At 49.4% G+C, this 24,357-nt stretch carries 16 protein-coding genes, 1 tRNA gene and 3 rRNA genes; 14 read left to right on the forward strand and 6 right to left on the reverse strand.

From position 1 onward, the window contains the following. Window positions 1–32: 32 nt before the first annotated feature. On the reverse strand, window positions 33–1,670 hold the full coding sequence (locus tag ACYVUV_RS01615; protein ID WP_439775553.1) for an amino acid ABC transporter ATP-binding/permease protein: 1,638 nt from the start codon (window positions 1,668–1,670) through the stop codon (window positions 33–35). After that, the gene (locus tag ACYVUV_RS01620; RefSeq protein ID WP_439775552.1) at window positions 1,660–3,369 is read right to left on the reverse strand and encodes an ABC transporter ATP-binding protein/permease; all 1,710 of its coding nucleotides are present in this window, start codon (window positions 3,367–3,369) and stop codon (window positions 1,660–1,662) included. The genes ACYVUV_RS01615 and ACYVUV_RS01620 overlap by 11 nt, the downstream gene beginning before the upstream one ends. A gap of 712 nt (window positions 3,370–4,081) precedes the next feature. On the opposite strand from ACYVUV_RS01620, the gene ACYVUV_RS01625 reads away from it, so the two are divergent. The 3 genes from ACYVUV_RS01625 to rrf all read left to right on the forward strand — a co-directional run bounded on the left by ACYVUV_RS01625 (window position 4,082) and on the right by rrf (window position 8,956). Further along, window positions 4,082–5,644 (forward strand): 16S ribosomal RNA (locus tag ACYVUV_RS01625). A gap of 217 nt (window positions 5,645–5,861) precedes the next feature. After that, window positions 5,862–8,768: ribosomal RNA gene (locus ACYVUV_RS01630) — 23S ribosomal RNA — on the forward strand. 71 nt (window positions 8,769–8,839) lie between these two features. Next, window positions 8,840–8,956 (forward strand): 5S ribosomal RNA (gene rrf, locus ACYVUV_RS01635). Together the 16S, 23S and 5S rRNA genes form the textbook arrangement of a ribosomal RNA operon. Before the next feature lie 278 nt (window positions 8,957–9,234). On the opposite strand, the gene nhaC is transcribed toward rrf, so the two are convergent. Beyond that, entirely contained in the window at window positions 9,235–10,611 is a 1,377-nt protein-coding gene (nhaC, locus tag ACYVUV_RS01640; protein ID WP_484498921.1) for a Na+/H+ antiporter NhaC, read from the reverse strand. Window positions 10,612–11,152: 541 nt separating this feature from the next. Here nhaC and ACYVUV_RS01645 point away from each other — a divergent pair. The 6 genes from ACYVUV_RS01645 (at window position 11,153) to ACYVUV_RS01670 (ending at window position 15,254) form a co-directional block, all read left to right on the forward strand. Continuing rightward, window positions 11,153–11,240 (forward strand) — tRNA-Ser (locus ACYVUV_RS01645). A 269-nt stretch (window positions 11,241–11,509) separates the two neighbouring features. Continuing rightward, window positions 11,510–12,514 (forward strand): PTS sugar transporter subunit IIB, encoded by a 1,005-nt coding sequence (locus ACYVUV_RS01650; protein WP_439774807.1) that lies wholly within the window; start codon window positions 11,510–11,512, stop codon window positions 12,512–12,514. 18 nt (window positions 12,515–12,532) lie between these two features. Then, window positions 12,533–13,345: a PTS mannose/fructose/sorbose transporter subunit IIC gene (locus ACYVUV_RS01655; RefSeq protein ID WP_439774806.1), complete on the forward strand. Its 813-nt coding sequence runs from the start codon at window positions 12,533–12,535 to the stop codon at window positions 13,343–13,345. A 28-nt stretch (window positions 13,346–13,373) separates the two neighbouring features. After that, window positions 13,374–14,288, forward strand: a complete 915-nt coding sequence (locus ACYVUV_RS01660) for a PTS system mannose/fructose/sorbose family transporter subunit IID (protein WP_484498922.1) — start codon at window positions 13,374–13,376, stop codon at window positions 14,286–14,288. Window positions 14,289–14,297: 9 nt separating this feature from the next. Further along, a complete protein-coding gene (locus tag ACYVUV_RS01665) occupies window positions 14,298–14,666 on the forward strand; it encodes a DUF956 family protein (RefSeq protein ID WP_439775106.1) in 369 nt (122 codons plus the stop codon). Between the two features lie 102 nt (window positions 14,667–14,768). Beyond that, window positions 14,769–15,254 carry a hypothetical protein gene (locus tag ACYVUV_RS01670; RefSeq protein ID WP_484498923.1) on the forward strand — a complete coding sequence of 162 codons (486 nt, stop codon included), beginning with the start codon at window positions 14,769–14,771 and terminating at the stop codon, window positions 15,252–15,254. Between the two features lie 53 nt (window positions 15,255–15,307). Here the strand turns inward: ACYVUV_RS01670 and ACYVUV_RS01675 are convergent, their stop codons facing one another. Next, a complete protein-coding gene (locus tag ACYVUV_RS01675; protein WP_439775108.1) occupies window positions 15,308–16,678 on the reverse strand; it encodes an amino acid permease in 1,371 nt (456 codons plus the stop codon). 194 nt (window positions 16,679–16,872) lie between these two features. Between ACYVUV_RS01675 and ACYVUV_RS01680 the strand changes: the two genes are divergently transcribed. From ACYVUV_RS01680 to ACYVUV_RS01695, 4 genes are all read left to right on the forward strand, one after another. Next, window positions 16,873–17,715: an NlpC/P60 family protein gene (locus ACYVUV_RS01680; protein WP_439775109.1), complete on the forward strand. Its 843-nt coding sequence runs from the start codon at window positions 16,873–16,875 to the stop codon at window positions 17,713–17,715. A 182-nt stretch (window positions 17,716–17,897) separates the two neighbouring features. After that, window positions 17,898–18,512 (forward strand): hypothetical protein, encoded by a 615-nt coding sequence (locus tag ACYVUV_RS01685; RefSeq protein WP_439775110.1) that lies wholly within the window; start codon window positions 17,898–17,900, stop codon window positions 18,510–18,512. Between the two features lie 19 nt (window positions 18,513–18,531). After that, window positions 18,532–18,720 (forward strand): hypothetical protein, encoded by a 189-nt coding sequence (locus ACYVUV_RS01690; RefSeq protein WP_439775111.1) that lies wholly within the window; start codon window positions 18,532–18,534, stop codon window positions 18,718–18,720. A 108-nt stretch (window positions 18,721–18,828) separates the two neighbouring features. Beyond that, window positions 18,829–19,614 (forward strand): helix-turn-helix domain-containing protein, encoded by a 786-nt coding sequence (locus tag ACYVUV_RS01695; RefSeq protein ID WP_439775112.1) that lies wholly within the window; start codon window positions 18,829–18,831, stop codon window positions 19,612–19,614. Window positions 19,615–19,667: 53 nt separating this feature from the next. Here the strand turns inward: ACYVUV_RS01695 and galE are convergent, their stop codons facing one another. Continuing rightward, window positions 19,668–20,657 carry a UDP-glucose 4-epimerase GalE gene (galE, locus tag ACYVUV_RS01700; RefSeq protein ID WP_439775113.1) on the reverse strand — a complete coding sequence of 330 codons (990 nt, stop codon included), beginning with the start codon at window positions 20,655–20,657 and terminating at the stop codon, window positions 19,668–19,670. 80 nt (window positions 20,658–20,737) lie between these two features. Next, window positions 20,738–23,878 (reverse strand): DUF3427 domain-containing protein, encoded by a 3,141-nt coding sequence (locus tag ACYVUV_RS01705; RefSeq protein ID WP_484498924.1) that lies wholly within the window; start codon window positions 23,876–23,878, stop codon window positions 20,738–20,740. A gap of 144 nt (window positions 23,879–24,022) precedes the next feature. Between ACYVUV_RS01705 and ACYVUV_RS01710 the strand changes: the two genes are divergently transcribed. Further along, complete coding sequence (locus ACYVUV_RS01710) at window positions 24,023–24,328, forward strand: hypothetical protein (RefSeq protein ID WP_439775531.1); 306 nt, start codon at window positions 24,023–24,025, stop codon at window positions 24,326–24,328. The last annotated feature ends 29 nt before the right edge of the window (window positions 24,329–24,357 follow it).

Raw genomic sequence — 24,357 nt, forward strand, 5'->3', positions numbered from 1 at the left:
AACGTCTGGAATTTCTTCCAGGCGTTTTTAGTTTATTCGCGGCTTGGCAGCTCGATGACCTGGTCGGCGATGGCCAGGGTGCTGAGCCGGTGGGAGACCAGGATCACGGTCTTGCCGTGTCTGGCTTCCTTGAGGGCCTTGAGGATGATGCCTTCGTTTAAGGCGTCGAGGTTGGCGGTGATTTCGTCTAAAAGGAGAAGGTCGCCCCCGTGCAGGAAGGCCCGGGCGATCCCGATTCGCTGCTTTTGCCCGGCTGACAGGCTGTTGCCATTTTCGCCCAGCAGGCTGTCGTAGCCTTTGGGCAGGGTCATGATAAAGTCGTGGATGTTGGCCATTTTGGCGCAGGCGACTACTTCTTCGCGGCTGGCGGCCTTGCCCAGTTTGATGTTGTTTTCAACCGTGTCCGTGGCCAGCCAGGTCTCCTGGGGCATGTAGCTTTCCAGGCCTCGGAGGGCGGAAGTTTCGATGTCCTTGATGTTGGTCTCTGAAATTGCCACTTGCCCTTTTTGCACGTCATAGAAGCGGGCGAGGAGCTTGAGGATGGTGGATTTACCGCTGCCGCTTGGGGCGTGGATGCCGATGATTTTTCCTTTAGGAATGGTCAAGGAGTAGTTTTCTAGGACTCGCCGCTCTCCATCTGGGTAGGTGAAGGCAACTTTTTCTAAGCTGGCTGAGGAAAAAGCTGGCTTGACCCCGGCCGCGTTTTCTTCTACGACTGGCTCTTCAGCCAAGATTGCCAATACCCGGCGGGCACTGGCGACAGTTTCGGTCAAACCTGTCGAGAGAGCGGAAAGGGCGCTGACCGGGCCAAAGCTGGCCAGCGCGGCGCTGGTTGCTGTTAAGCTCTGGCTAAAGGGCAGGTGAAGGAGCCGCGTGGTCAAAAAGAGCATGGTGCTTGCGGCTAAAAGGATGACCAGGCTTGTCAAGGTCTGCTGAAGGGCAGTCAGCTGGTTTAGCTTGGCCCGGCTTTGGGTCAGGTCCTGGTCAGTTGCTGCCAGTTCTTTTTTTCGTTTATCTCCTTGCCCGTACTGGAGGCTTTCTGCCAAACCCAGAATCGAGTCCAGCATAAAGTTGCTGATCTGGCCCATTTTTTTCCGGATATCCTGGCCAGGGAGGCTGGAGAAGCGGGAAAAAGCAAGTGGGATGACGAGGCCGGCCAGGGCGTAAAAAATTAGAGCCAAGAGGGCACAGGCGAATGAGTAGCGGGCAAAGAAGGCCAGCAGGCAAATGGTATAGACACAGGCGATGGCGATGGGGGAAATGGTGTGGGCGTAAAAGACCTCCAGGAGCTCGATGTCGCTGGTGATAAGGGAAAGCAGGTCCCCCTTGTCCTTGCCTTCCAATTTAGCGGGGCTGAGCAGGCGGAGTTTATGGAAGACTTTGACCCGGATTAGGGCCAGCATTTTAAAAGCGATCAAGTGGTTGCAGTAGTGCTCTCCGTAGTGGAGGATTCCCCGGGAAAAGGCGCAGATGAGGAGAAGGATAATCAAGGCAGAAGCGTTTTGTCCGTTAATTAATTTGCCAGCCGCGGCCACGGCATTGATGGTGACGAAGCTGGCGGCTAATTGGCCGGCGCTGCCCAAGATGATGGCCAGGACCATGACCGGCCAGAGGGGCTTGACCAGGCCCAGCAGGCGCCAGAGGATCTTAAAGTTGCTATTATTCTTCATGCTTGCCTCCAAATTTCGCGTAATTTTCCAGGTCAGCCTGGTCTTTAAAGAGCTGGGCGTAGGAAGCTCCCTTGGCTAAGAGTTCTTCATGTTTGCCCTTTTCAACTAAGCGACCTTTTTCCAAAAAGTAGATCTGGTCGCTCTTAGTGACGTTGGCCAGGCGGTGGGAGATGAGGACCACGGTCTTCTTTTGAGCAAGTTCGTGCAAGACGGCCATGATGGCGGCTTCGCTTTCCAGGTCGATATTGGAAGTGGCCTCATCGAAGATGTAGATCTGGCTGTCTTTTAAAAGTGCCCGGGCTAAGGCCAGGCGCTGCTTTTGCCCGCCGGAGAGGTTGGTCGCCCCGGCTGTCAGCTGGTAGTCCAGGCCGGAATTTTTGGCCAAAAAGTCCCAGAGGCGGACTTCCTTTAAGGCGGTGACTAAGTCGCTGTCACTGGCTGGTCCGGCCATAAGCAGGTTATCTTTGACGCTGCCCTTGAAAAGGTAGCTGCCTGAAGTGACCAGGGTGACGGCTTTTTGCCAGGCGGAAGGGGAAAGATCGGATAAAGGGATGCCGGCAATCGTGATTTGCCCCTTGCTTGGCGACAGGCGGCCGGCTAGAAGAGCGGCCAGGGTGCTTTTACCCGATCCAGACAGGCCAACGACGGAAGTAAAGCCGGGGGCAGGGATGGTCAGATTGATTTCCCTTAAAGCGGCCTGATCAGCATCCGGATAGGTAAAGGAAAGATCTTTGACGGAAATATCGGTATTTTCCGGCAGGGAAATTTGCCCGGCGGCTTTTTCTGGCAGGTCCAGGAAGGCAAAAATCTGGTCACTGGCTTTCATGCCGTTCATGCCAATATGGAAGTAGCTGCCCAGCTGCCGCATGGGAAGGAAGTAGGCAGCGGCCAAGAGGATCAAGATGATGGCTCCTTGCTTGTCCACCTGTCCTTGGCGCAGGTTATTAAGGGCAATGACGATCCCGCAGGCAGCGCCGCCATAGGCCACGGTATCCATGACCACGGTGCTGAGCAGTTGCATGGTCAGGACTTTCATGGTGATCTGCCGGAAGTGTTCAGATTCTGCTGCCAGTTCGGCTTCAGCGGCAGAATCGTTTTGGTAGACCTTTAAAGTAGTCATGCCCTGCATTTTTTCCAAAAAGGTATCGGCTAATTGGTGGTAGATGGCAAAGTAGCGGCTGAGGATCTTTTTAGCGACCAGCATGACGACCATGATGACGATGGGAATCAGAGGCACAGTGCATAAAAGGAAGATGCTGGCCGGGGCATTGATTTTGACTAAGATGGCAAAAAGGGTCAAGGGAGCCAGGAAGGCATAGGCAAACTGGCTGAGGTAGCGGCTGAAGTAGCTGTCGACGGATTCGATCCCTTCGCTGGTCAATTGGACCAGTTCGGCTGGCTTGACTGCTTCTTTATAGCTGTCGCCTAAAATAAGCAGCTTGGCGTAGATTTTTTGCCGCAAGACTTCTTTGACCTTGCTGCTTGCTTGGAAGCTGGCCTGGTTATAGGCGTACTGGCCCAAAAGCTGGATAGCAGCACCAGCGAGTAAGGCAAGCCAGGAATTTTGCCCGGTTAAGATTTGCGCCAGGGCAAAGATAAAGACGATTTGGCCCAATAAAGAGAGCCATTGGCAGAGGATCTGCCAGAGGATATAGCGGCTGGAAGAGCCCAGCTGCTTGATAAGACGGGTTTTGATCATGGAAGTTGGATCAGCCTTTCTAAAAAACAAAACAATAGTCCAAAATGGAATATAGAACATAAAGGACACAAGAAAAATTATATGAAAAATAAAACAAATTTGATAACTGTACCAAGGCAGAAAAAGTGAGGGAAAGGGCTTCCGTAAGCCAAACATAGCGGTAACTTTATTTTCGAAGATCTTCTTATAAGCGAGACAGACAAGCAGATAAAGGAAAAAGAGAGTTAATAAGAACAGTTAAAAGAGAAAAGAGAAGCTAAAAAAGAAAAATAGAAAAGATAAAAATATTTTTCCCGGTAAAAAAAGCAAAAAGCGAACAAAGAATTCATTGAGGAATTAAAAAGAAAGATAAAGCAGAATAAAAGAGGCGGGACTGACAAGGTTAAATATTACAACACCACCTGCTGTTCCTCACGTAAACCGGATGAAAAGGTTAATTTGACCTTTCAAAAATAACGAGTATACTAATATTTGTTGCCGCGTGAGACAGGAAGTTCTCACGGAGGCACGAAAAAGAAAATATCGAAAACTTGTTGACAAGAATCAAACAAGCGAGTAAGATATAAAACGTTGCGTCACTTGACGCAAGTTGGTACTTTGAAAACTGAACAAAGTTTCGCAGTGTGCGGGTCAAACATTGTTTGATCCAAACAAATAAGCGAAGTCAATTCGCAAGCAAATAATCTGGAGCAGATTAAAAAGGCTCAATTTTCAAATTGAGAGTTTGATCCTGGCTCAGGACGAACGCTGGCGGCGTGCCTAATACATGCAAGTCGAGCGAGCTGAATTCAAAGATTCCTTCGGGATGATTTGTTGGACGCTAGCGGCGGATGGGTGAGTAACACGTGGGCAATCTGCCCTAAAGACTGGGATACCACTTGGAAACAGGTGCTAATACCGGATAACAACATGAATCGCATGATTCAAGTTTGAAAGGCGGCGCAAGCTGTCACTTTAGGATGAGCCCGCGGCGCATTAGCTAGTTGGTGGGGTAAAGGCCTACCAAGGCAATGATGCGTAGCCGAGTTGAGAGACTGATCGGCCACATTGGGACTGAGACACGGCCCAAACTCCTACGGGAGGCAGCAGTAGGGAATCTTCCACAATGGACGCAAGTCTGATGGAGCAACGCCGCGTGAGTGAAGAAGGTTTTCGGATCGTAAAGCTCTGTTGTTGGTGAAGAAGGATAGAGGCAGTAACTGGTCTTTATTTGACGGTAATCAACCAGAAAGTCACGGCTAACTACGTGCCAGCAGCCGCGGTAATACGTAGGTGGCAAGCGTTGTCCGGATTTATTGGGCGTAAAGCGAGCGCAGGCGGAATGATAAGTCTGATGTGAAAGCCCACGGCTCAACCGTGGAACTGCATCGGAAACTGTCATTCTTGAGTGCAGAAGAGGAGAGTGGAACTCCATGTGTAGCGGTGGAATGCGTAGATATATGGAAGAACACCAGTGGCGAAGGCGGCTCTCTGGTCTGCAACTGACGCTGAGGCTCGAAAGCATGGGTAGCGAACAGGATTAGATACCCTGGTAGTCCATGCCGTAAACGATGAGCGCTAGGTGTTGGGGACTTTCCGGTTCTCAGTGCCGTAGCAAACGCATTAAGCGCTCCGCCTGGGGAGTACGACCGCAAGGTTGAAACTCAAAGGAATTGACGGGGGCCCGCACAAGCGGTGGAGCATGTGGTTTAATTCGAAGCAACGCGAAGAACCTTACCAGGTCTTGACATCCTGCGCAAAACTTAGAGATAAGTCTTTCCCTTCGGGGACACAGTGACAGGTGGTGCATGGCTGTCGTCAGCTCGTGTCGTGAGATGTTGGGTTAAGTCCCGCAACGAGCGCAACCCTTGTCTTTAGTTGCCATCATTAAGTTGGGCACTCTAAAGAGACTGCCGGTGACAAACCGGAGGAAGGTGGGGATGACGTCAAGTCATCATGCCCCTTATGACCTGGGCTACACACGTGCTACAATGGGCAGTACAACGAGAAGCGAACCTGTGAAGGCAAGCGGATCTCTTAAAGCTGTTCTCAGTTCGGACTGCAGGCTGCAACTCGCCTGCACGAAGCTGGAATCGCTAGTAATCGCGGATCAGCACGCCGCGGTGAATACGTTCCCGGGCCTTGTACACACCGCCCGTCACACCATGGAAGTCTGCAATGCCCAAAGTCGGTGGGATAACCATTTTGGAGTCAGCCGCCTAAGGCAGGGCAGATGACTGGGGTGAAGTCGTAACAAGGTAGCCGTAGGAGAACCTGCGGCTGGATCACCTCCTTTCTAAGGAAAGACACACAATCAGAGAGTGGCAACACTAATAGACGATTGTGAGTTACGGAAGCACACTGCAAAGAAACTTTGTTCAGTTTTGAGAGTATCAACTCTCACTTGTACGTTGAAAACTGAATATCTTAATTCCAAGAAAAAACCGAGAATCATTGAGATCAATGAAAACATTGCAAAGCGACCGAGAGAGTTCGAAAGAACAAACTTGCAAGGTCAAGTGAAGAAGGGCGCACGGTGAATGCCTTGGCACTGGAAGCCGATGAAGGACGCGACTAACCGCGAAAGTCTTCGGGGAGCCGTAAGTAGGCTTTGATCCGGAGGTCTCCGAATGGGGGAACCCAGCATGTGCAGACATGCTATTCTTGTGTGAATACATAGCACAAGAAAGGAACACGCAGTGAACTGAAACATCTAAGTAGCTGCAGGAAGAGAAAGAAATATCGATTTCCCAAGTAGCGGCGAGCGAACAGGAAAGAGCCCAAACCGGCAGATTTATCTGCCGGGGTTGTAGGACTGAGTCGTGGCACTTCAGAGGATAGCAGAAGCGTTTGGGAAGACGCGCCAGAGAGGGTGAGAGCCCCGTAAGCGAAATCCAAAGAAGGCCTATCAGTATCCTGAGTAGGGCGGGACACGTGAAATCCCGTTTGAATCCGCGAGGACCATCTCGCAAGGCTAAATACTAACCAGTGACCGATAGTGAACCAGTACCGTGAGGGAAAGGTGAAAAGAACCCCGGGAGGGGAGTGAAAGAGAACCTGAAACCGTGTGCCTACAAGTAGTCAAAGCCCGTTAACGGGTAATGGCGTGCCTTTTGTAGAATGAACCGGCGAGTTGCGTTAGTCAGCAAGGTTAAGTCAGAAAAGACGGAGCCGCAGCGAAAGCGAGTCTGAAGAGGGCGAGCAGTTGGCTGACGCAGACCCGAAACCAAGTGACCTACCCATGACCAGGTTGAAGGCGCGGTAAAACGCGCTGGAGGACCGAACCCACGTAAGTTGAAAATTGCGGGGATGAGTTGTGGGTAGCGGTGAAATTCCAAACGAACTTGGAGATAGCTGGTTCTCTCCGAAATAGCTTTAGGGCTAGCCTCGCAAAGAGGATGCTGGAGGTAGAGCTCTGTTTGGACTAGGGGCCCGTCAAGGGTTACTGAATTCAGATAAACTGCGAATTCCAGACATTTATGTGCGGGAGTCAGACTGCGAGTGATAAGATCCGTAGTCGAAAGGGAAACAGCCCAGATCACCAGTTAAGGTCCCAAAATTCATGCTAAGTGGAAAAGGATGTGGAGTTGCGCAGACAACTAGGACGTTGGCTCAGAAGCAGCCATCATTCAAAGAGTGCGTAATAGCTCACTAGTCGAGTGACGCCGCGCCGAAAATTTACCGGGGCTAAGCATGATACCGAAACTGTGGATGTGCATTATGCACGTGGTAGGAGAGCGTTCTAGCGGCGGTGAAGCATGACCGAGAGGACATGTGGAGCTTCTAGAAGTGAGAATGCCGGTATGAGTAACGAAAGACAGGTGAGAATCCTGTCCGCCGCAAGACTAAGGTTTCCTGGGGCAGGCTCGTCCGCCCAGGGTAAGTCGGGACCTAAGGCGAGGCCGAGAGGCGTAGTCGATGGACAACAGGTTGAGATTCCTGTACTGCACCGAATCGTTATGAGCGATGGAGGGACGCAGGAGGCTAGCAGCGCGTGGTGCTGGATACCACGTTCAAGCGTCAAGTCTGAGAGCGAGTCAAATGCTTGCTCTCATAAGGACAAGGCGTGATGAGGAGCGAAATTAAAGTAGCGAAGGCTGCGACGTCACACTGCCGAGAAAAGCTTCTAGCCAGAGACGGTGCACCCGTACCGCAAACCGACACAGGTAGTCGAGGAGAGTATCCTCAGGTGAGCGAGAGAACTCTCGTTAAGGAACTCGGCAAAATGGCCCCGTAACTTCGGGAGAAGGGGCGCTGGTCGCAAGATCAGCCGCAGTGAAAAGGCCCAAGCAACTGTTTATCAAAAACACAGGCATCTGCAAAATCGTAAGATGAAGTATAGGTGCTGACACCTGCCCGGTGCTGGAAGGTTAAGAGGAGAGCTTAGCGCAAGCGAAGGTTTGAATTGAAGCCCCAGTAAACGGCGGCCGTAACTATAACGGTCCTAAGGTAGCGAAATTCCTTGTCGGGTAAGTTCCGACCTGCACGAAAGGTGTAATGATTTGGGCACTGTCTCAACGAGAGACTCGGTGAAATTATAATACCCGTGAAGATGCGGGTTACCCGCGACAGGACGGAAAGACCCCATGGAGCTTTACTGCAGTTTAATATTGGGTATCTGTCAAGCATGTACAGGATAGGTAGGAGCCGGAGAAGATAGGACGCCAGTCTTATCTGAGGCGCTGTTGGGATACTACCCTTGCTTGACGGATGCTCTAACTCAGGCCTGTGATCCAGACCGAGGACAGTGTTTGACGGGCAGTTTGACTGGGGCGGTCGCCTCCTAAAGTGTAACGGAGGCGCCCAAAGGTTCCCTCAGAATGGTTGGAAATCATTCGCAGAGTGTAAAGGTAAAAGGGAGCTTGACTGCGAGAGAGACAGCTCGAGCAGGTACGAAAGTAGGGCTTAGTGATCTGGTGGTACCGCATGGAAGGGCCATCACTCAACGGATAAAAGCTACCCTGGGGATAACAGGCTTATCTCCCCCAAGAGTTCACATCGACGGGGAGGTTTGGCACCTCGATGTCGGCTCGTCGCATCCTGGGGCTGAAGTCGGTCCCAAGGGTTGGGCTGTTCGCCCATTAAAGCGGCACGCGAGCTGGGTTCAGAACGTCGTGAGACAGTTCGGTCCCTATCCGTCGTGGGCGCAGGAAATTTGAGAGGAGCTGTCCTTAGTACGAGAGGACCGGGATGGACGCACCGCTGGTGTACCAGTTGTCTTGCCAAAGGCATCGCTGGGTAGCTATGTGCGGACGGGATAAGCGCTGAAAGCATCTAAGTGCGAAGCCCCCCTCAAGATGAGATTTCCCATTTCTTCAAGAAAGTAAGACACCTCAGAGACGATGAGGTAGATAGGCCGGGAGTGGAAGAAGCGTGAGCTTTGGAGCGGACCGGTACTAATCAGTCGAGGACTTGACCAAAAGAGCAAAGCAATGAAGGTTTTGACTTGGAAAGAGATATTCAGTTTTGAGCGTGCAAGCTCAAGCAAGAGTGCGGTGGCAATGGCAAGAAGGATACACCTGTTCCCATGCCGAACACAGCAGTTAAGCTTCTTAACGCCGAAAGTAGTTGGTGGGAAACTGCCTGCGAGGATAGGAAGCTGCCGCGCGAATCAAGAGTCAGACGGAAGTCTGGCTCTTTTTGTTTTTCTTGGTTTTTGTGCTATAATACCTACTAGATCAACTTATATGCTAGATGCCTTATTTAACTTGTGACACATGCATATGGAGTTGATTTTTTTATTGATATGAACAATATAGCCTTCTGCTGGTTAATGTCTGCAGAAGGCTGTTTTCCTTTTTGCGTTGAGGACTATCAAAGAAAAAGTGTTGAACAACTACTCTGCTTGGTAGTTATTCAACACTAAACTGCTATTATTCTGATATTCTATTTACTTGCCTTCTTCCACTTCAAGCCAATACCGGTAAAACCACTGAGAATGGAGAAGACTGGTGACAAGAGGCTGAACATGGTGAAGGGGAGGAAGTCCAAGACTGGTACGCCTAAAGCAGAGGCGACGAAGGAACCAGCCACCCCCCAAGGGATCAAGTAGTTGATGACGCTGCCCCCGTCTTCCAAGACCCGGCTGAGGGCCAGGGGATCAAGGCCGATCCGCTTGTAAGCTGGCTTAAAGGCGTTGGCCGGCAGGATAACTGACAAGTATTGTTCACCGACGAAGAGGTTGATCCCGATCCCGGCCATGATCGTCGTCAAAATCAGCCAGCCTGGCTTCTTCAAGCGTTCAACCAAAGGCTTCATGGCGCTGTCGATGATGCCCAGGTGCATCAAGATCCCGCCCAGGGCCAGGGTCATGATAATCAAGGAAACAGTCCCCATCATGCTGGAGATCCCGCCCCGGGTCAAGAGGGCGTCAACGGTCTTGTTGCCGGAATTTGAAACGTAGCCGGATTCAATCAAGGTAGCCAGCTTTTGCATCTTGAAGCCCGGATGTTGGATGAAAATCATGGCAACAGACAAGAAGATGTTGGCAAAAAGAGTTTGAATGGCTGGCACCTTTTTCCACGCACAGGCAAACATCAAGATGATCGGCAAAGCTGCCCAGAAGGAGACTGAGAAGTGCTGGCGGAGGCTGCTTTCTACAGCCGCGATGCCGGCTAAGGAAGTTGCCTTATTGCTCTGGCCCAGGAAGAAGAAAAAGAGCAAAGAGCCGATAAAAGCAGGAATGGTTGACCACATCATGTTCTTGATATGGTCAAAAAGGTCGGCTTCAGCTACCGCGGAAGCCAGGTTGGTTGAGTCAGACAGAGGAGACATCTTGTCGCCAAAGACGGCACCGGAGATGATGGCCCCAGCCGTCAAAGCCGGGTTGATGCCCAAAGTGCTCCCCATCCCGAAGAGGGCGATCCCAACGGTAGACACGGTCGTAAAGCCGGACCCGATGGCCAGGCCGACCAAAGAGCAGACCAGGAAGACCGATGGAACGAAGAAATGGCTGCTGATCATGTGAAAGCCCAGGACCATCAAGGATGGAATGATCCCAGCCTGGATCCAGACAGCAATCAAGGTCCCAATTAAAAGGAAGATAAAGATCGGGACAATGGCCGTGGAAATCCCCTGGCTGATCCCCTTCATGACTTCTTCCCATTCAAAGCCGCGGATCTGCAGCCAGAAGATGAGCAAGGCGATGACGGTCAGGACCGGGATCTGCGGGGACAGGCCAAAGCCGATGACGCCCCAGCCGAGAATGACCAGCATCAAAATAAGAATAGTTACTGCTTCTTTAAAAGAGATTTGTTTGTTCATGTGTTTTTCCTTAGTTAAAATCCAGTATTACTTATTGATTGAAACCAAGGCCTGATATCGTTTCATATTTTTCCTTTCTTAAAAACAAAAAGCCCCAGCCGAGTCGGTTGACTCAGGCTGGGGCGCTTATCGGCACGGTACCACCCAACTTTGCAGCATGCTGCACTCGTTTTAGCCGTAACGGGGCTAGACCGGCCGAGCATCTTGATCCTGTAATTCGCTGCTCCAGGCCTGTCCGGTTCGCATCAACCACCGGTTTTCTGAGCGCTGAGCCTGGCTGCTACTGAATGATCACTCGAAATTCATGTTTACTACTATAACATTAAGAGCTTTATTAAGCAACGGCTTTGCTTAATTATTTTTTAAGCTAAACGAAAGAGGATAGCTAAAGATAATGAAAAATGAGATTGGCTTTCAATTGATTTGCAGAGACCCTGCTTTTGAAAATAAAAAAGCAAGAATTAGCCAGAAAGAGACAAAAAATCTGTCAAAAGGGTTTGACGGACCCGGAAAAGTTTGCTAATATTAATATACATGACTTGGAGTAGTACTCAAGTGGCTGAAGAGGCGCCCTTGCTAAGGGTGTAGGTCGGGAAACTGGCGCCAGAGTTCGAATCTCTGCTACTCCGTTATAACAGCAAATATATAAAGAAAACGACTGATTTAGCTGATCAGCCGTTTTTTCTTTCTCCAAAAAGTATTTTTCCTTCCTTAATTAAATCCGGGATTTTTTCTAAATAATTCAATTTTTAGGCCACTTTTTGCGTTATTGTAATGCATTTTCAGTTATAGAGATAAAATTAACAAAAAAGTTGAAAAAGGTTTCAAGAAAGTGCTTCACGTAAGCGCTTTTTATTGTATAATAGGAACGTACCGAAGTTTTTGAGGAGGAAATATCATGGTAGGAATTGTTTTAGCTAGCCATGGCGGTTTCGCGGACGGCATTGCCGAATCCGCGCAAATGCTCTTTGGCCCACAAGACAATTTTGCCCATGTCATTCTGAAGCCTTCTGAAGGCCCAGATGATATTAAGGGTAAGATGAATGAAGCGATTGCTTCTTTTGCAGACCAGGAAGAAGTTTTGTTCCTGGTCGACCTGTGGGGTGGCACGCCTTTCAACCAGGCCAACGGTTTGCTCGACGGTCACGACAAGTGGGCAATCGTTTCTGGTTTGAACTTGCCAATGGTAGTCGAAGCCTTGACCCAAAGAATGATCAATGACAAGGCTACCGCGCAAGACATCGCAACTGCAATCATTAAGCCAGCCAAGGATGGTATCAAGACCAAGCCTGAAAGCTTAATGCCTGCAGAAGAAAAGGCAGCTGCACCTGCAGCCGCAGCTGGCGCGCCTAAGGAAGCAATCCCAGAAGGGACTGTTTTGGGCGACGGTCACATCAAGATCGTTGGTGCCAGAATTGACTCACGTTTGTTGCACGGTCAAGTTGCAACTGGTTGGATTCCATCACTTCACCCAGACCGGGTTATCGTGGTTTCTGACAAGGTTGCCAAGGATGACCTGCGCAAGAGCATGATCCGTGAAGCTGCTCCAGCTGGTACGGTAGCACACACCGTTCCGCTGAAGAAGATGAAGGAAATCTCTGAAGACCCGCGTTTTGGTACTACGCACGCCTTCTTGTTGTTTGAAAACCCAGAAGATGCTTTGCAAACGATCAAGAACGGCGTAGACATCAAGACTTTGAACGTCGGCTCCATGTCATACAGCAAGGGCAAGGTTAACGCCAACACCGTTCTGTCCATGGACCAGACTGACGTCGACACTTTCCGTGAACTCGAAAAGATGGGCATCAAGTTCGACGTCCGCAAGGTTCCTTCAGACAACCCAGAAAACATGGATTCAATTCTGAAGAAGGCACAAAGCCTGCTCGATGAGCAAAAGAAGTAGTGGGAAAAGGAGTTAAAAATGGACTTAAATGCTATTCAAGTCATCCTGGTGATTGTGGTAGCTTTCCTGGCCGGGATGGAAGGTATCCTGGATGAATGGGAATTCCACCAACCATTGGTTGCATGTACTTTAATCGGTTTAGTTACTGGCAATCTTACCTTGGGTATTATGCTGGGCGGTTCTTTGCAAATGATCGCTTTGGGTTGGGCCAACATCGGTGCCGCTGTCGCACCTGACGCCGCTTTGGCCGCTGTTGCCTCAGCCATCATTTTGATCAAGGGTGGTCAAGGTACCAAGGGTATCGGGACTGCTACTGGTTTGGCCATCACTTTGGCCGTTGCCGGTCTGTTCCTGACTATGTTGGTCCGGACTATCTCAACTGCCATCGTTCACATCATGGACAAGCACGCCGAAGAAGGCAACTGGCGCATGATCAACGTATGGCAATGGATCGCTGTCAGCCTGCAGGGTTTGCGTATCGCCATCCCAGCAGCCTGCTTGCTGGCTATCCCTACTGAAACTGTTAGAAGCGCCTTGGCCGCTATGCCAGCCTGGCTGTCAGATGGTATGACCATCGGTGGTGGTATGGTTGTTGCCGTAGGTTACGCTATGGTTATCAACATGATGGCCAGCCGTGAAGTATGGCCATTCTTCGCCATTGGTTTCGCTTTGGCCGGCGTTAAGGACTTGACTTTGATCGCCTTGGGTGCGATTGGTTTATCCCTGGCTCTGATGTACCTTGCTCTGGAAGACAAGGTAAGCAAGGGCTCTGGCGATGCTGCCGCAGCTGGTACTGGTGACCCGCTGGGCGACATCATTGATGACTATTAGAAATCAAGCCAGAAAGGAGAGATAAATCATGACTGAAAAGAAAGTAACTTTATCAAAGCGTGATCGTTGGGACGTTATGTGGCACTCACAACTTCTGCAGGGTTCATGGAACTACGAAAGAATGCAGAACGGTGGTTGGGTCTACAGTATGATCCCAGCTTTAAGAAAGCTGTACCCAAAGAAGGAAGACATGGCTGCTGCTTTGCAACGTCACCTGGTCTTCTTTAACACTCACCCTTACTTGGCTTCACCAATCATTGGTGTTACCCTGGCCTTGGAAGAAGACAAGGCCAATGGCGTTGAAGTTGACGATGAAGCCATCCAAGGTGTTAAGGTTGGTATGATGGGGCCTTTGGCCGGTGTCGGTGACCCAGTCTTCTGGTACACTGTTCGTCCAATCATCGGTGCCCTTGGTGCCTCAATGGCCATCAACGGTAACATCCTTGGGCCAATCCTCTTCTTCGTTCTTTGGAACTTGATCCGTATCGCCTTCTTGTGGTACACCCAAGAATTGGGTTACAAGGCTGGTGCCGCTATCAGCGCCGACCTTTCAGGTGGTTTGCTGAAGAAGGTTACCCGTGGGGCTGCCATGATGGGTATGTTCGTCCTGGGCGCCTTGATCGAACGTTGGGTAAGCATCACTTTCACTGTTAAGGTTTCAGAAGTGCCAATCCAAAAGGGTGGCTACATCGACTGGACCAAGCTGCCAAGCGGTGCTGCTGGTATCAAGGAAGCCTTGACCCAACAAGCTGCTGGTCTGTCCTTGACTAAGACCAAGGTTACTACTCTGCAAGACAACTTGAACATGCTGATCCCAGGTTTGGCAGGTCTGCTGCTTACCTTCCTCTGCATGTGGCTCTTGAAGAAGAAAGTTTCTCCAATCATCATCATCTTGGGGATCTTCGTTGTTGGTATCCTCTTCCACGTATGGGGCTTGATGTAAGATTAACAAATGGCTCAATCAATGAATAAGACCGTTGATCTGGCTGTAGAAGGAACTTGGTTCCGTGCCATGTCTACCTATGGCAAAGTCATGATCGGCGATGAAGCTTTTGAATTCTATAACGAGAAGAATGTTGAAGACTATATCCAGATTCCTTGGGATCAGGTAACTTATGTAGTTGCAGATGTTCACTTCAAAGGGAAGTACATTCCCCGTTTTGAGATCCGGACTAAGAAGGATGGCAAGTTCATCTTTATTACCAAGGATCCGAAGAAGACTCTGCGGGCGATCCGTAAGTACGTCCCAGCCGACCACATGCGGCAGGCTTTGGGAGTTTGGGATACGATCAAGCTCTTCTTTACTCGCAAAAAGAAATAGAATGGAAATAAGCCCGGACTTGGTCCGGGCTTATTTTTGTGCTCCAATGATTACATATCTCCGTGTTATACTGAATAGATAGTTTTGAAAGAGGGGATAGCCATGAAAGCAAAGCAGGCTTATAAGCTGGTGGACCAGCTTCGCCATCCAGGACCAAGGAATTGCTACATCGATTGTTTTCCTAAAATGGAGCCGCCAGACAATTATGATGAGATATTCGAATGCCTGAGGTCGCATACGATTGGCGAAGCATATGCGGACAAAATGCTTTTGTTGGTATTAATGCTGGTCAGCCAGTATGAGACACACATTTTTCTGGACCATGATCTGGCTAAAGAAGCTTATCCTGACTTGCTTGACCGTGATTTGACCAAGCTGCCTGTAGCTGATTTGCTGGAGATCATCAAGAAGTTGATCGTGACAGACCACTACCTCGGGGTAAATGTCCTTTTTAAGGAGAAGAAGCATTATTCCTTGCTCCGGATCGAAAGCGGCATTGATGCTGATCTGTATAAGCTTTCTAAGAAGTCGAAGAAGCTGGTCAATAAGCTGCTTAAGCGTAACGGCCTCTTCTTGTTGAAAAAGTAAAACACCACATAAAAAAGCTGACCTTGCGGTCAGCTTTTGTTGTATCTCATTAATTATTTTGTTTCTGCTTTTTTCTTGTTGAAAGCCTTGCTGAAGCCATATAGGACAGCGAAGGTAATCAAAGCAGTGATCATTGGCACCCGGTAGCTCTCAAGACAGAGAAGCAGGACAACCATGGCGCCGAAGAAGGCTAAGAGCAGGTAGTCAAGGTAAGGATAAGCTGGCATTTGGAATTCGTGCAGCCGGTCCTTTGGCGTAACTTGCCGGTAACGCAGGTGAGTCATGGTCATGATGATCCAGATCAAAAGGAACATGCTGGTCGCGATTGATGAAATGAAGCTGAAAGCTTCGTCACCCATAATCAAGGTGATCAAAGGCGCGCAGATGATGATCAAAGCTGAGAAGACCAGGGCTCTCATTGGCAATTGCCGGTGGTTGAGCTGGCCGAAGAACTTGCTCCACTTGCTTTCCCCGCCTAAAGTAACGGAGAAGAGCAGACGGCCGGCGCTGTAGAGGAAGCTGTTGGTAGCTGAAATAGCTGCCGTGATGACCACGAAGTTGATCAAGTTGCCGGCGCCCTTAAAGCCTGCCCCCATCAAGGCTTGCACGAATGGTGAGCTGGAAGTGGACACCTTGTCCCAAGGCAGGATCACCAGAATGCCGATAATGGCCAAAACGTAAAAGAGGATGATCCGCAAAGGCAATTCATTGATCGCGCTCCTGATGGTCTTGTGCGGGTCCTTGGCTTCAGCGGCCGTCAGCCCGATCAGTTCCACCCCGATGAAGGAAAAGATGACCATCTGGAAGCCTTGCAGGAAGCCGCCTGCTCCGTTATTGAAAAAGCCGTCAGCGTACAGGTTGCTAAAGCTGGCCTGGCCGTACTTGGTTGAGCCTGAGCTCAGCAGCATAAAGGCCGCGAAGATAACAAAGCCGACGATCATCAAGATTTTGATGATGGCGAAGGCAAATTCCAGGTTCCCGAAGAAGCGGGCAGAGATCAAGTTGATCAAGAGCAGGACCGCGACTGAGAGCACTCCGGGCAGCCAGGCCGGCAGGTTGGGCAGCCAGGACTTGAAGTAGATGCCTAAGGCCGTCGTTTCCGCCATGGCCAGGATCAGCCAGCTGAGCCAGTAAAGATAACCAGTCACCTTGCCGATGTCCTTGCCGAGATATTTTTCAATAAACTCGATATAGGTGTGCTTCTTTAAGTCAGATAAGATCAGTTCACCCAGGGCCCGCATCAAGATAAAGAGGAAGAGGCCGACGATGATATAAATCAGGATGACTGCCGGTCCTGCCTTCTGGATGCTGTTGCCGACCCCAAGAAAGAGGCCAGTCCCGATCGTTCCCCCCAGGGCAATCAGCTGAATGTGCGCATTGGTCAAAGACCGCTTGTAAGTACTTTGTGTTTTCTTTTCTTCCATAAAACCTCCATTGAGTTACATGAAATATTTTAACACAAGCCAGTAAAAAGTGAAATTAATTTAAGGAAATAGTCTATAAGACAAAGGAATCTTAAGAAATAGGGCAATTTGTCCTCTTGCAAAAATGACCGGGATTATCTACGATTAGGATAAAGAAGGAAAAAATAAGCGATTTAAGTTAGGAGGAAGGCAAAATGTACGGCTTGATCAATCAACCAGCGGTCTTCATGACAGAAGACGACCTCAAATCCAGAAGCGATGAACTTTTATACGGCTGGGCCGTTAAGGCGACCGGGAAAAAGGAAGACTTTTGGTACGTGACCAGCCATTACGGCTATGAAGGCTACGTGCCAAAGGCTGCGGTAACGCCGGTGACTTTAGAGGAAGTCAAGGCGCGGGAGGTCAAACTAGTCCGGCGGCCAGTCATTGATGTCCTGGGTGAGCCCAAGGTTTCAGCCGACATTTTGCTGACGGTTTATAAGGGCAGCCTGCTTAATGTGACGGATGAACTGGTAGACGGCTATTACAAGGTTAAGCTCTTGGACGGGCGAAGCGGCTGGGTATCCAAGACTGCTTTAGGGCCCCGCTTGGATGAAGACGACTTCTTGTGGTCAGCTGACCCGGAGTACTTTTTGCTGCAGGGAAAGCCAGATGAAGAAAGCTTCAGAAAGCAGGTAACGGAGACCGCCAAAGAATATTTAGGCTGCCAGTACCGGTGGGCGGGCAAGAGTCCCTTGGGGATCGACTGCTCGGGCCTGGTCTTCATGAGCTACATGCTAAATGGGGTCCTGCTCTGGCGGGACGCGGAAATCAAAGAAGCCTGGCCAGTACATGAGATTGAGTTTGAAGACCTGCGGCCAGGGGACTTGATTTATTTCCCGGGACATATCGCCATGTACCTGGGCCACGGCAAGTACATCAACTCGACTGGCTATAAGGAGCACTTCGGGGTAGCCATCAGCAGCCTCCGTAAGGAAGACCCAGACTACCGGGCCGACCTCTTCCAGATGATCGAGAAGTGCGGCTCCCTGTTTTAGGGGGAATAAAGCATATAGCAAGAAACCTTTCTGCCATGAAAGGCTTTTTTATGTGCAGATACAGTTATACTTTTAGCAAAAGCAATGAAATGGATTTGCAAATCTGCAATTTTTAAGACAAGCATTTATTTTTTGGCTAAAATACAAAATAAATAGAAAAATAGGAGGCAAAATAATAGAAAATGAGGAAATTACCAAAAAATAGTTTGTTAAAAGTATTTACTGCCGTTGTCTTAACAGGAATTTGGTTTTCAAGCTATGAAGAAATGGCTACTGGTTTAATTGTAAAAGCAGAAATTGTAAAAGCAGAAGATAATCGATACGAGCATGATTTCTATGAGGCATATGAGGTTATCAATTCTGATGAGACAGATTCTTTACCAAATCAAGACAAGGATGAATTGAAAACTTATGTCGATTTAGCACCTGGTATTATCGAAACAGATGCAAACTCTGAACTGCCACAGCAGGAGATTCCTAAGGCTGTTGCATTAACAGAGCATGTGGACGCAAGTGTTCAAAGTACCTTGTTGAAGAAGCTAGCCAAAAAATATGGCAGGAAATTCATTCAAAAAGAGCTTCCAAAGAAAATTTATGGCAGACTCCCAAAGGCAGTCATTAAAAAGATTTCACTAAAGAAGTTCAGCAAGTATTGGAATACTTTTCTCCTTGGAAGTCTAGCAAATAGTGTTTCACCGAAAATTTATAAGTTTCTTGTAAATAACCATGTTCCAAAGTGGGCTGCTAATGCAGCAACTGCCGTAATTGCCTCGGTTATTTGGTATTATATTAATTAGATTCGAGTGGGAGTTAAGCATGAACAAATTCTTAGATAAAGCCAAATCGTTAGGGAGCTTTGTTGTCATTTTTGTGATTATGGAATACCTGTTTTCGAAGTTGTCGATAAACATCTATCTGTCAAATCTGCTGGCCGGAATTGTCAGCACAATAATTTTCGATTGGATTGCACCAAAATTGGGGATTGAAAAGCATGGTGCTGATTAAGTAAAGGAAAGATAAGCTTAGTTAGTAGCGGTAGATAATCGGGGATCCGTTTAATATTTTTGTGTATTAGTGTGGAGAGTAAGAATAGTTATGGGATGCAGTACAAAGGTGGGTGAACTGCTGAAAAGGATAAGATTGGATTTGGGCTTATCTCAAAAGCAAATGGCTGGTATGACTATGTCTGTAACGCAGTATTCCAGAATTGAGAGTGGGGATCAAAGAATAAGAGCTGACGACCTGTTCGAAATCCTTACTGCGCAGCAGGTAAGTGCCCGCTGCTTTGTTAACCAATTGCTAGGAGAACTGTCTGCTTTAGATAGTGATGAAGCTTTTTTAAAAAAAGACTGTGCCAGTCTCGCCCGTATGTTGGAAATAAACTGGACAAGTAAAACAAATATTCCTAAGTTGCATGCTGAGATCTTGCTTGACCGGTCACATGGTAAAAAGCGTTTTGCCTATGATGAAGAATTGACTGTAAACGTAATTAGACAATTGTTGCGGCTCGATGATTGGACAAACGATGATATGGCAATCTCGCTTTTTGTGGATGCAATGACCAATTTTGACTTTGAAAGAGCAGCAGATTTCACTGACGTCTTGCTGTCGAGCTATTGCAATAAGTTGCGAGAGGTCCCCTTAGATCGGATTGAGATGTTGGCTAAAGCAAGTCTTAATTTCATGTATATGTGCTCTACCAACTCTGCAAAAGAAATGTTTGAGCAGGCATACGAGTTTATCAATGTTCTGCCAGCGTATCCAGGGTTGTTTATATATAAGCTGCTAGCAAATTATCTGCGTCAGTTGAATAAAGGTGAGAGTGACAACGCACATGGAATCAAGCGATTGATTTACTTGTGTGGATACGGGGCAGTACTAGAAGAATACGAATTATAGGCAAAAAAATAGTGGACCTTCCATCTGAGGAAGTTCCACTATTTTTCTTTGTCTTACTTGCTAAAGCCGTTAGGATGCTTTTGGTGCCAGTTCCAAGCGCTGGCGATGATGTCGTCGACGTTTTCGTACTTCGGACTCCAGCCCAGCACCTTCCGGGCCTTGCTTGAGTCAGCAACGAGTGAGTCCGGGTCACCGCCGCGGCGTGGCCCGATAGTATAAGGAATGTCAACGCCGGTAACCTTGATGGCTGCTTTCAAGATTTCCAGGTTGGAGAAGCCGTTGGCCGTACCCAGGTTGAAGACGTCGCTTTGGTTGGTTTCCATCAAGTGCTTCAAAGCCAGGACGTGGGCGTCGATCAAGTCAACCACGTGCACGTAGTCGCGGACATTAGTACCATCCTTGGTGTCGTAGTCGTCGCCAAAAATAGTAAAGTCACCGCCGCCAGCCAGGGCAGCCTTCATGATGTTAGGAATCAAGTGGGTTTCTGGGTGGTGGTCTTCACCAATTGACCCGTCCAGGGAAGCACCAGCCACGTTGAAGTAGCGCAGGGCGATGGACTTGATCCCGTTGGCCTTGTCAGCCCAGTGCATGATCTTTTCCATCATCATCTTGGTTTCCCCGTAAGGGTTGATTGGGTTGAGCGGAGTTTCTTCGGTGATTGGCAGCTTTTCAGGGATGCCGTAAGTAGCAGCGCTGGATGAGAAGACCAGGTACTTAACCCCAGTTTCTTCCATGGCCTCCAGCAGGCTGATCATGCCGGATACGTTGTTCTTGTAGTACTTGAGCGGCTTCTTGACTGATTCGCCGACCAAAGAGTAAGCCGCAAAGTGCATTACAGCTTCGATCTCTTCCTTCTTCAAGACGTCAGCGACTGCTTCCGTGTCCAAAAGGTCAACTTGGTAAAACTTGGCCTTTGGGTCAATGGCTTCCTTGTGGCCAGTGAACAGTGAGTCCAAAACAACTACGTCGTTGCCATCGGCAACCAGCCGTCTTACAGCATGGGAGCCGATGTAGCCGGCACCACCTACAACTAAAATTTTCATGTTTACTCCTTTTTTATACTTTTTTGCAAAACCTAACTGATACCTAGTATAACAGAAAATGCTTTCCCCGGCTGAAGCAATTAGAGGGCAATCGCCTTGTTGGCCTTGGCTAAAAGACTGGCCGGGATCGCCTGGTGCAGGTGCCAGACAAAGGAAACCGGCCGGTCTCCTTCGCTTGAAACATAATCCGCGTTGCCTAAGAAGGTGTAAGGAGCCGTATAATTTCCCTGCTTTTTAAACTCTCTGACAAAAAGGGAAATCATGTTGCCGGTCTCCCCCTGGTGGATATAGCGCTGGATCTTGGGACTGGCTGGCCGGTCCTGGCTCTGGCTCTGCCAGTGGAAGAGCTGAGCATTGATGGCGTAGTCCTCGTACATGGTTGACGGGGAGAAGTCTTTTTCACTCTTGTTTAAATTAATAAGGAAGATATCCGTCTTTTTATCAGCGAAGTACTTGACCCCCTCCCGGAATTCCGGGGACTGGTCCTGGTTGAAGTAGTCAAAGGCGGCCATGATCTGGTTGACATTGTAGTGGCAGTGGACTTCCAAAGGACAGGTGAAGGGGTATTCGTTAGCTTCGGGCAGGACGGTCAACTGACTGAGCCGGTAGCGGAGGACTTCCATTAATTCTTCTTTGACGAAGTCTTCCTTTAAAAAGCTTGCGATCCCTTCATGCAGGTCCTTAAAGCCCATTTGGGCCGGCTTTTTCTTGTAGAAGCTGTAGTAAAGCATCCCCAGCATCAAGCGTTCATTCTCGCTGGCTGGCTCTTTTGCCGTCTCCAGGTAAGCCAGCCAGTAGTCCAGGAGCCTTTTGGAATCGATGTGGAAAAAGCTGCTGAACTTCTGGTAGACCTGGTTTTCCACATCCCGGTCGTCAGTAATTAATCCGGCCCACTTTTTCAAGCGGAAAAGTGAACGCGATCCGCTGGCATGGTAGAATTCGTAAAGACTCATATCATAGGCCTTGAGGAAGTTGCTCAAGGTTAATTCCAGGCCCGTGTCTTCGCTAAAAGTCTTCACCCGCTGAGTCAATCCCTTTTTATTAGCGGCGTTTTGGCCAAGGTTGGCCAGGATGTACTTTTTGGCAACAGGTTCAAGCTCCAGATAGCAGGCTGCCGGAAGATGCGGAAAGCCCTCGCTGATTTCATATGGCAGGGCGTGGCCTGGTCCGGTCAAGGCCTTGAACTTGGCTTCGTAGTTATAGTGGCGGTTGGCCTGGCCGATGAAGTCCAGAACCGTCAGGCAGTCCTTGCCTGGACTGAGCCGCAGGCCCCGACCCAGTTGCTGGAGAAAAATGGTCGGGCTCTGGGTTGGCCGCAAAAAGAGGATGGTGTTGACGGCCGGGATGTCGACCCCTTCATTATAAAGGTCAACGACAAAAATAAACTTGAGCTTGCCGGAGGTCAAATCCTCTTTCGCCTGCTGGCGGTCAGCCTGGGCAGTTTGGCCAGATAAAGCGGCGGAAGGGATGCCGGCCTGGTTGAAGGCAGCGGCCATGAATTCGGCGTGTTTGACGCTGACGCAGAAGCCCAGGCCTTTGATGTCTTCCAAATTGTTGCTGTACTTGTCCAGGCTGCGCAAAATCAACTTGGCCCGGGCGTCGTTAGCCGTATAGACATTTTCCAGCTCGCTGACCTCGTATTGGCCCCGGCTCCACTTCATGCTAGAGTAGTCAACATTGTCGGTGACTCCGAAATACTGAAAGGGGCAGAGGAGCTGGCGGTCGATGGCTTCGCCTAACAGCATTTCGGCGGCGATGTTGCCGTCAAAGTATTGCAAGATGTCCTGCCCGTCCATCCGGTCGGGGGTGGCGGTCAGGCCTAGAAGAATCTTGGGCTTGAAGTGGCTGAGCAGCTTTTGGTAGGACTTGGCGGCAGCGTGGTGGAATTCGTCGATGATGATGAAGTCGTAGTAGCCGCTTGGGAGCAGGTCAGCCATTTTTTCTGAATTAAAGGACTGGATGGAGACAAACAGCTGGCTGACATCGTCAGTCTTGTACTGGCCGACCAGCAATTGACCGAAGTTGAAGTCGTTGAGGACCTCGCGAAATTTCTGCAGGCTCTGCTCCAGGATTTCCTGCCGGTGGGCAACGAAGAGCAGACGCGCGTGGGGATGCTTTTCCAAGTAGCGCTTGAAGTCAAAGGCGGCGATGACGGTTTTCCCCACCCCGGTGGCGGCGACGAGGAGATTTTTATAATGGCCGTAGACTTCTCGCTCAGCCTGGAGGCGGTCCAGGATCTCCTGCTGGTAGTTGTAGGGGCGGATAGTGGTCTCCAGGTGGAAAGTATTTTCCTTGTGCCGGTTCAGTTCCGTCTGCAGTTTTTGCCGGCAGTCTTCCTTATCCGGGTCAAAAGTTTCAAAAGAGGGGTCGTTCCAGTAGCTTTCAAAGGAGACGGCAAACTTGTTGACGATGTCAAAAGATTCCTGCTCGGTGACCTTGACATTCCATTCCAAGCCAGTGGTCAAGGCAGCGCTGGAGAGGTTGGAGGAACCGATGTAGGCGGTGGAGAAGCCAGTCTCTCTTTTAAAAAGGTAGGATTTGGCGTGCAGGCGGGCGTGATCGGTCTCGTAGTTGATCTTGACTGTAGTGTTGGGCAGCTGGCTCAAGGTCAGGATGGCCTTGTAGTCAGTTGCCTGGGTATAAGTTGTAGCGATCACCCGCAGCTGGTGGCCGGCTTTTTGGCAAAAAGCTGTCAGGTCCTTTAAAAGAGGGCGGATGGCAGACCACTTGATAAAGGAAACAAGCAAGTCGACCTGGTCGGAAGAGGCAATTTCCTTCTTGATTTCGCTGAGCATGCTGGGCTCATTTTTGCTGCCGGTAAAAAGGGCATTCTCGACTATGGAAGTCTGGGGCCGGATGGGAGTAATCTTCTGGGACTGGGTCAGCTTGTGGTAGATGGAGGTCAAGACTTCGCCTTGTTCCAGGATCTGCAGGTCCTCATAGTCAGCTTCGCCGGTATGCTGGGCGACCTGGTCGACGATGGAGTTGGCCAGGCGGATCTGGGCGATGAGGGCAGCTTTGTCTTCGCCGGACTTGAAGCTGTCGCGGAGGTAGTGCAGGCCCGACCGGATGACCTGGGAGAGGTAGATGGTCAAGAGCTGGCGGGAGTCATCAGCGTCCAGTTCTTCCAATTTATAATCCGTGGTCTCTGGGTCAAGTTTTTCCAGCTGGTCCAGGATCTCTTGGTTAAGGATTTGTTCGTAAATACCGTCTTTCAGCATGCTTTTCCTGCTTTCTGAAGTGTTTTGCCTTAATTGTATCAGGTTCGGGGAAATTTGCTAAATTATGGATTTTTGTTACCACTTTTGAAAAAAAGACTATAATGACCTTATAGAAGAAATCTAATTTTTACTAGGGGGAAAAAGATGAAGAATTACATGCAGCATCTTAAAGAGCGGGCAATCAGCGCCTATCCGCCCAAGACCAGCCGGCGGTGGACTATCTGTATTGTGGTCGCTGTCCTTGCTGGATTAGTGTTGAGTCACTTTGGCCAAGCCAAGTTTGGGGCTTCGCTTGCTGATTTTGCCCTGCTTTGCGGGATTGACCTGCTGGCTGTGACTTTTGCCAAACATGGCGTCAATATTATTCTGGCCTACTTGCTGGCAACGGTCCTGTACCTGGTCGTGACAGTCCCGCTGACCTTTTACATCATGTCATTTAACCATTTATAAGAAAGCAAAAGGAGCTGACTTCTAGTTAA

The sequence above is a fragment of the Lactobacillus sp. WILCCON 0149 genome, assembly GCF_057197965.1.

Coding starts and splice junctions, on each gene's coding strand:
- ACYVUV_RS01615 (WP_439775553.1), bottom strand. CDS start 1,670: ATGAAGAATAATAGCAACTTTAAGATCCTCTGGCGCCTGCTGGGCCTG.
- ACYVUV_RS01620 (WP_439775552.1), bottom strand. CDS start 3,369: ATGATCAAAACCCGTCTTATCAAGCAGCTGGGCTCTTCCAGCCGCTAT.
- nhaC (WP_484498921.1), bottom strand. CDS start 10,611: ATGAACAAACAAATCTCTTTTAAAGAAGCAGTAACTATTCTTATTTTG.
- ACYVUV_RS01650 (WP_439774807.1), top strand. CDS start 11,510: ATGGTAGGAATTGTTTTAGCTAGCCATGGCGGTTTCGCGGACGGCATT.
- ACYVUV_RS01655 (WP_439774806.1), top strand. CDS start 12,533: ATGGACTTAAATGCTATTCAAGTCATCCTGGTGATTGTGGTAGCTTTC.
- ACYVUV_RS01660 (WP_484498922.1), top strand. CDS start 13,374: ATGACTGAAAAGAAAGTAACTTTATCAAAGCGTGATCGTTGGGACGTT.
- ACYVUV_RS01665 (WP_439775106.1), top strand. CDS start 14,298: ATGGCTCAATCAATGAATAAGACCGTTGATCTGGCTGTAGAAGGAACT.
- ACYVUV_RS01670 (WP_484498923.1), top strand. CDS start 14,769: ATGAAAGCAAAGCAGGCTTATAAGCTGGTGGACCAGCTTCGCCATCCA.
- ACYVUV_RS01675 (WP_439775108.1), bottom strand. CDS start 16,678: ATGGAAGAAAAGAAAACACAAAGTACTTACAAGCGGTCTTTGACCAAT.
- ACYVUV_RS01680 (WP_439775109.1), top strand. CDS start 16,873: ATGTACGGCTTGATCAATCAACCAGCGGTCTTCATGACAGAAGACGAC.
- ACYVUV_RS01685 (WP_439775110.1), top strand. CDS start 17,898: ATGAGGAAATTACCAAAAAATAGTTTGTTAAAAGTATTTACTGCCGTT.
- ACYVUV_RS01690 (WP_439775111.1), top strand. CDS start 18,532: ATGAACAAATTCTTAGATAAAGCCAAATCGTTAGGGAGCTTTGTTGTC.
- galE (WP_439775113.1), bottom strand. CDS start 20,657: ATGAAAATTTTAGTTGTAGGTGGTGCCGGCTACATCGGCTCCCATGCT.
- ACYVUV_RS01705 (WP_484498924.1), bottom strand. CDS start 23,878: ATGCTGAAAGACGGTATTTACGAACAAATCCTTAACCAAGAGATCCTG.
- ACYVUV_RS01710 (WP_439775531.1), top strand. CDS start 24,023: ATGAAGAATTACATGCAGCATCTTAAAGAGCGGGCAATCAGCGCCTAT.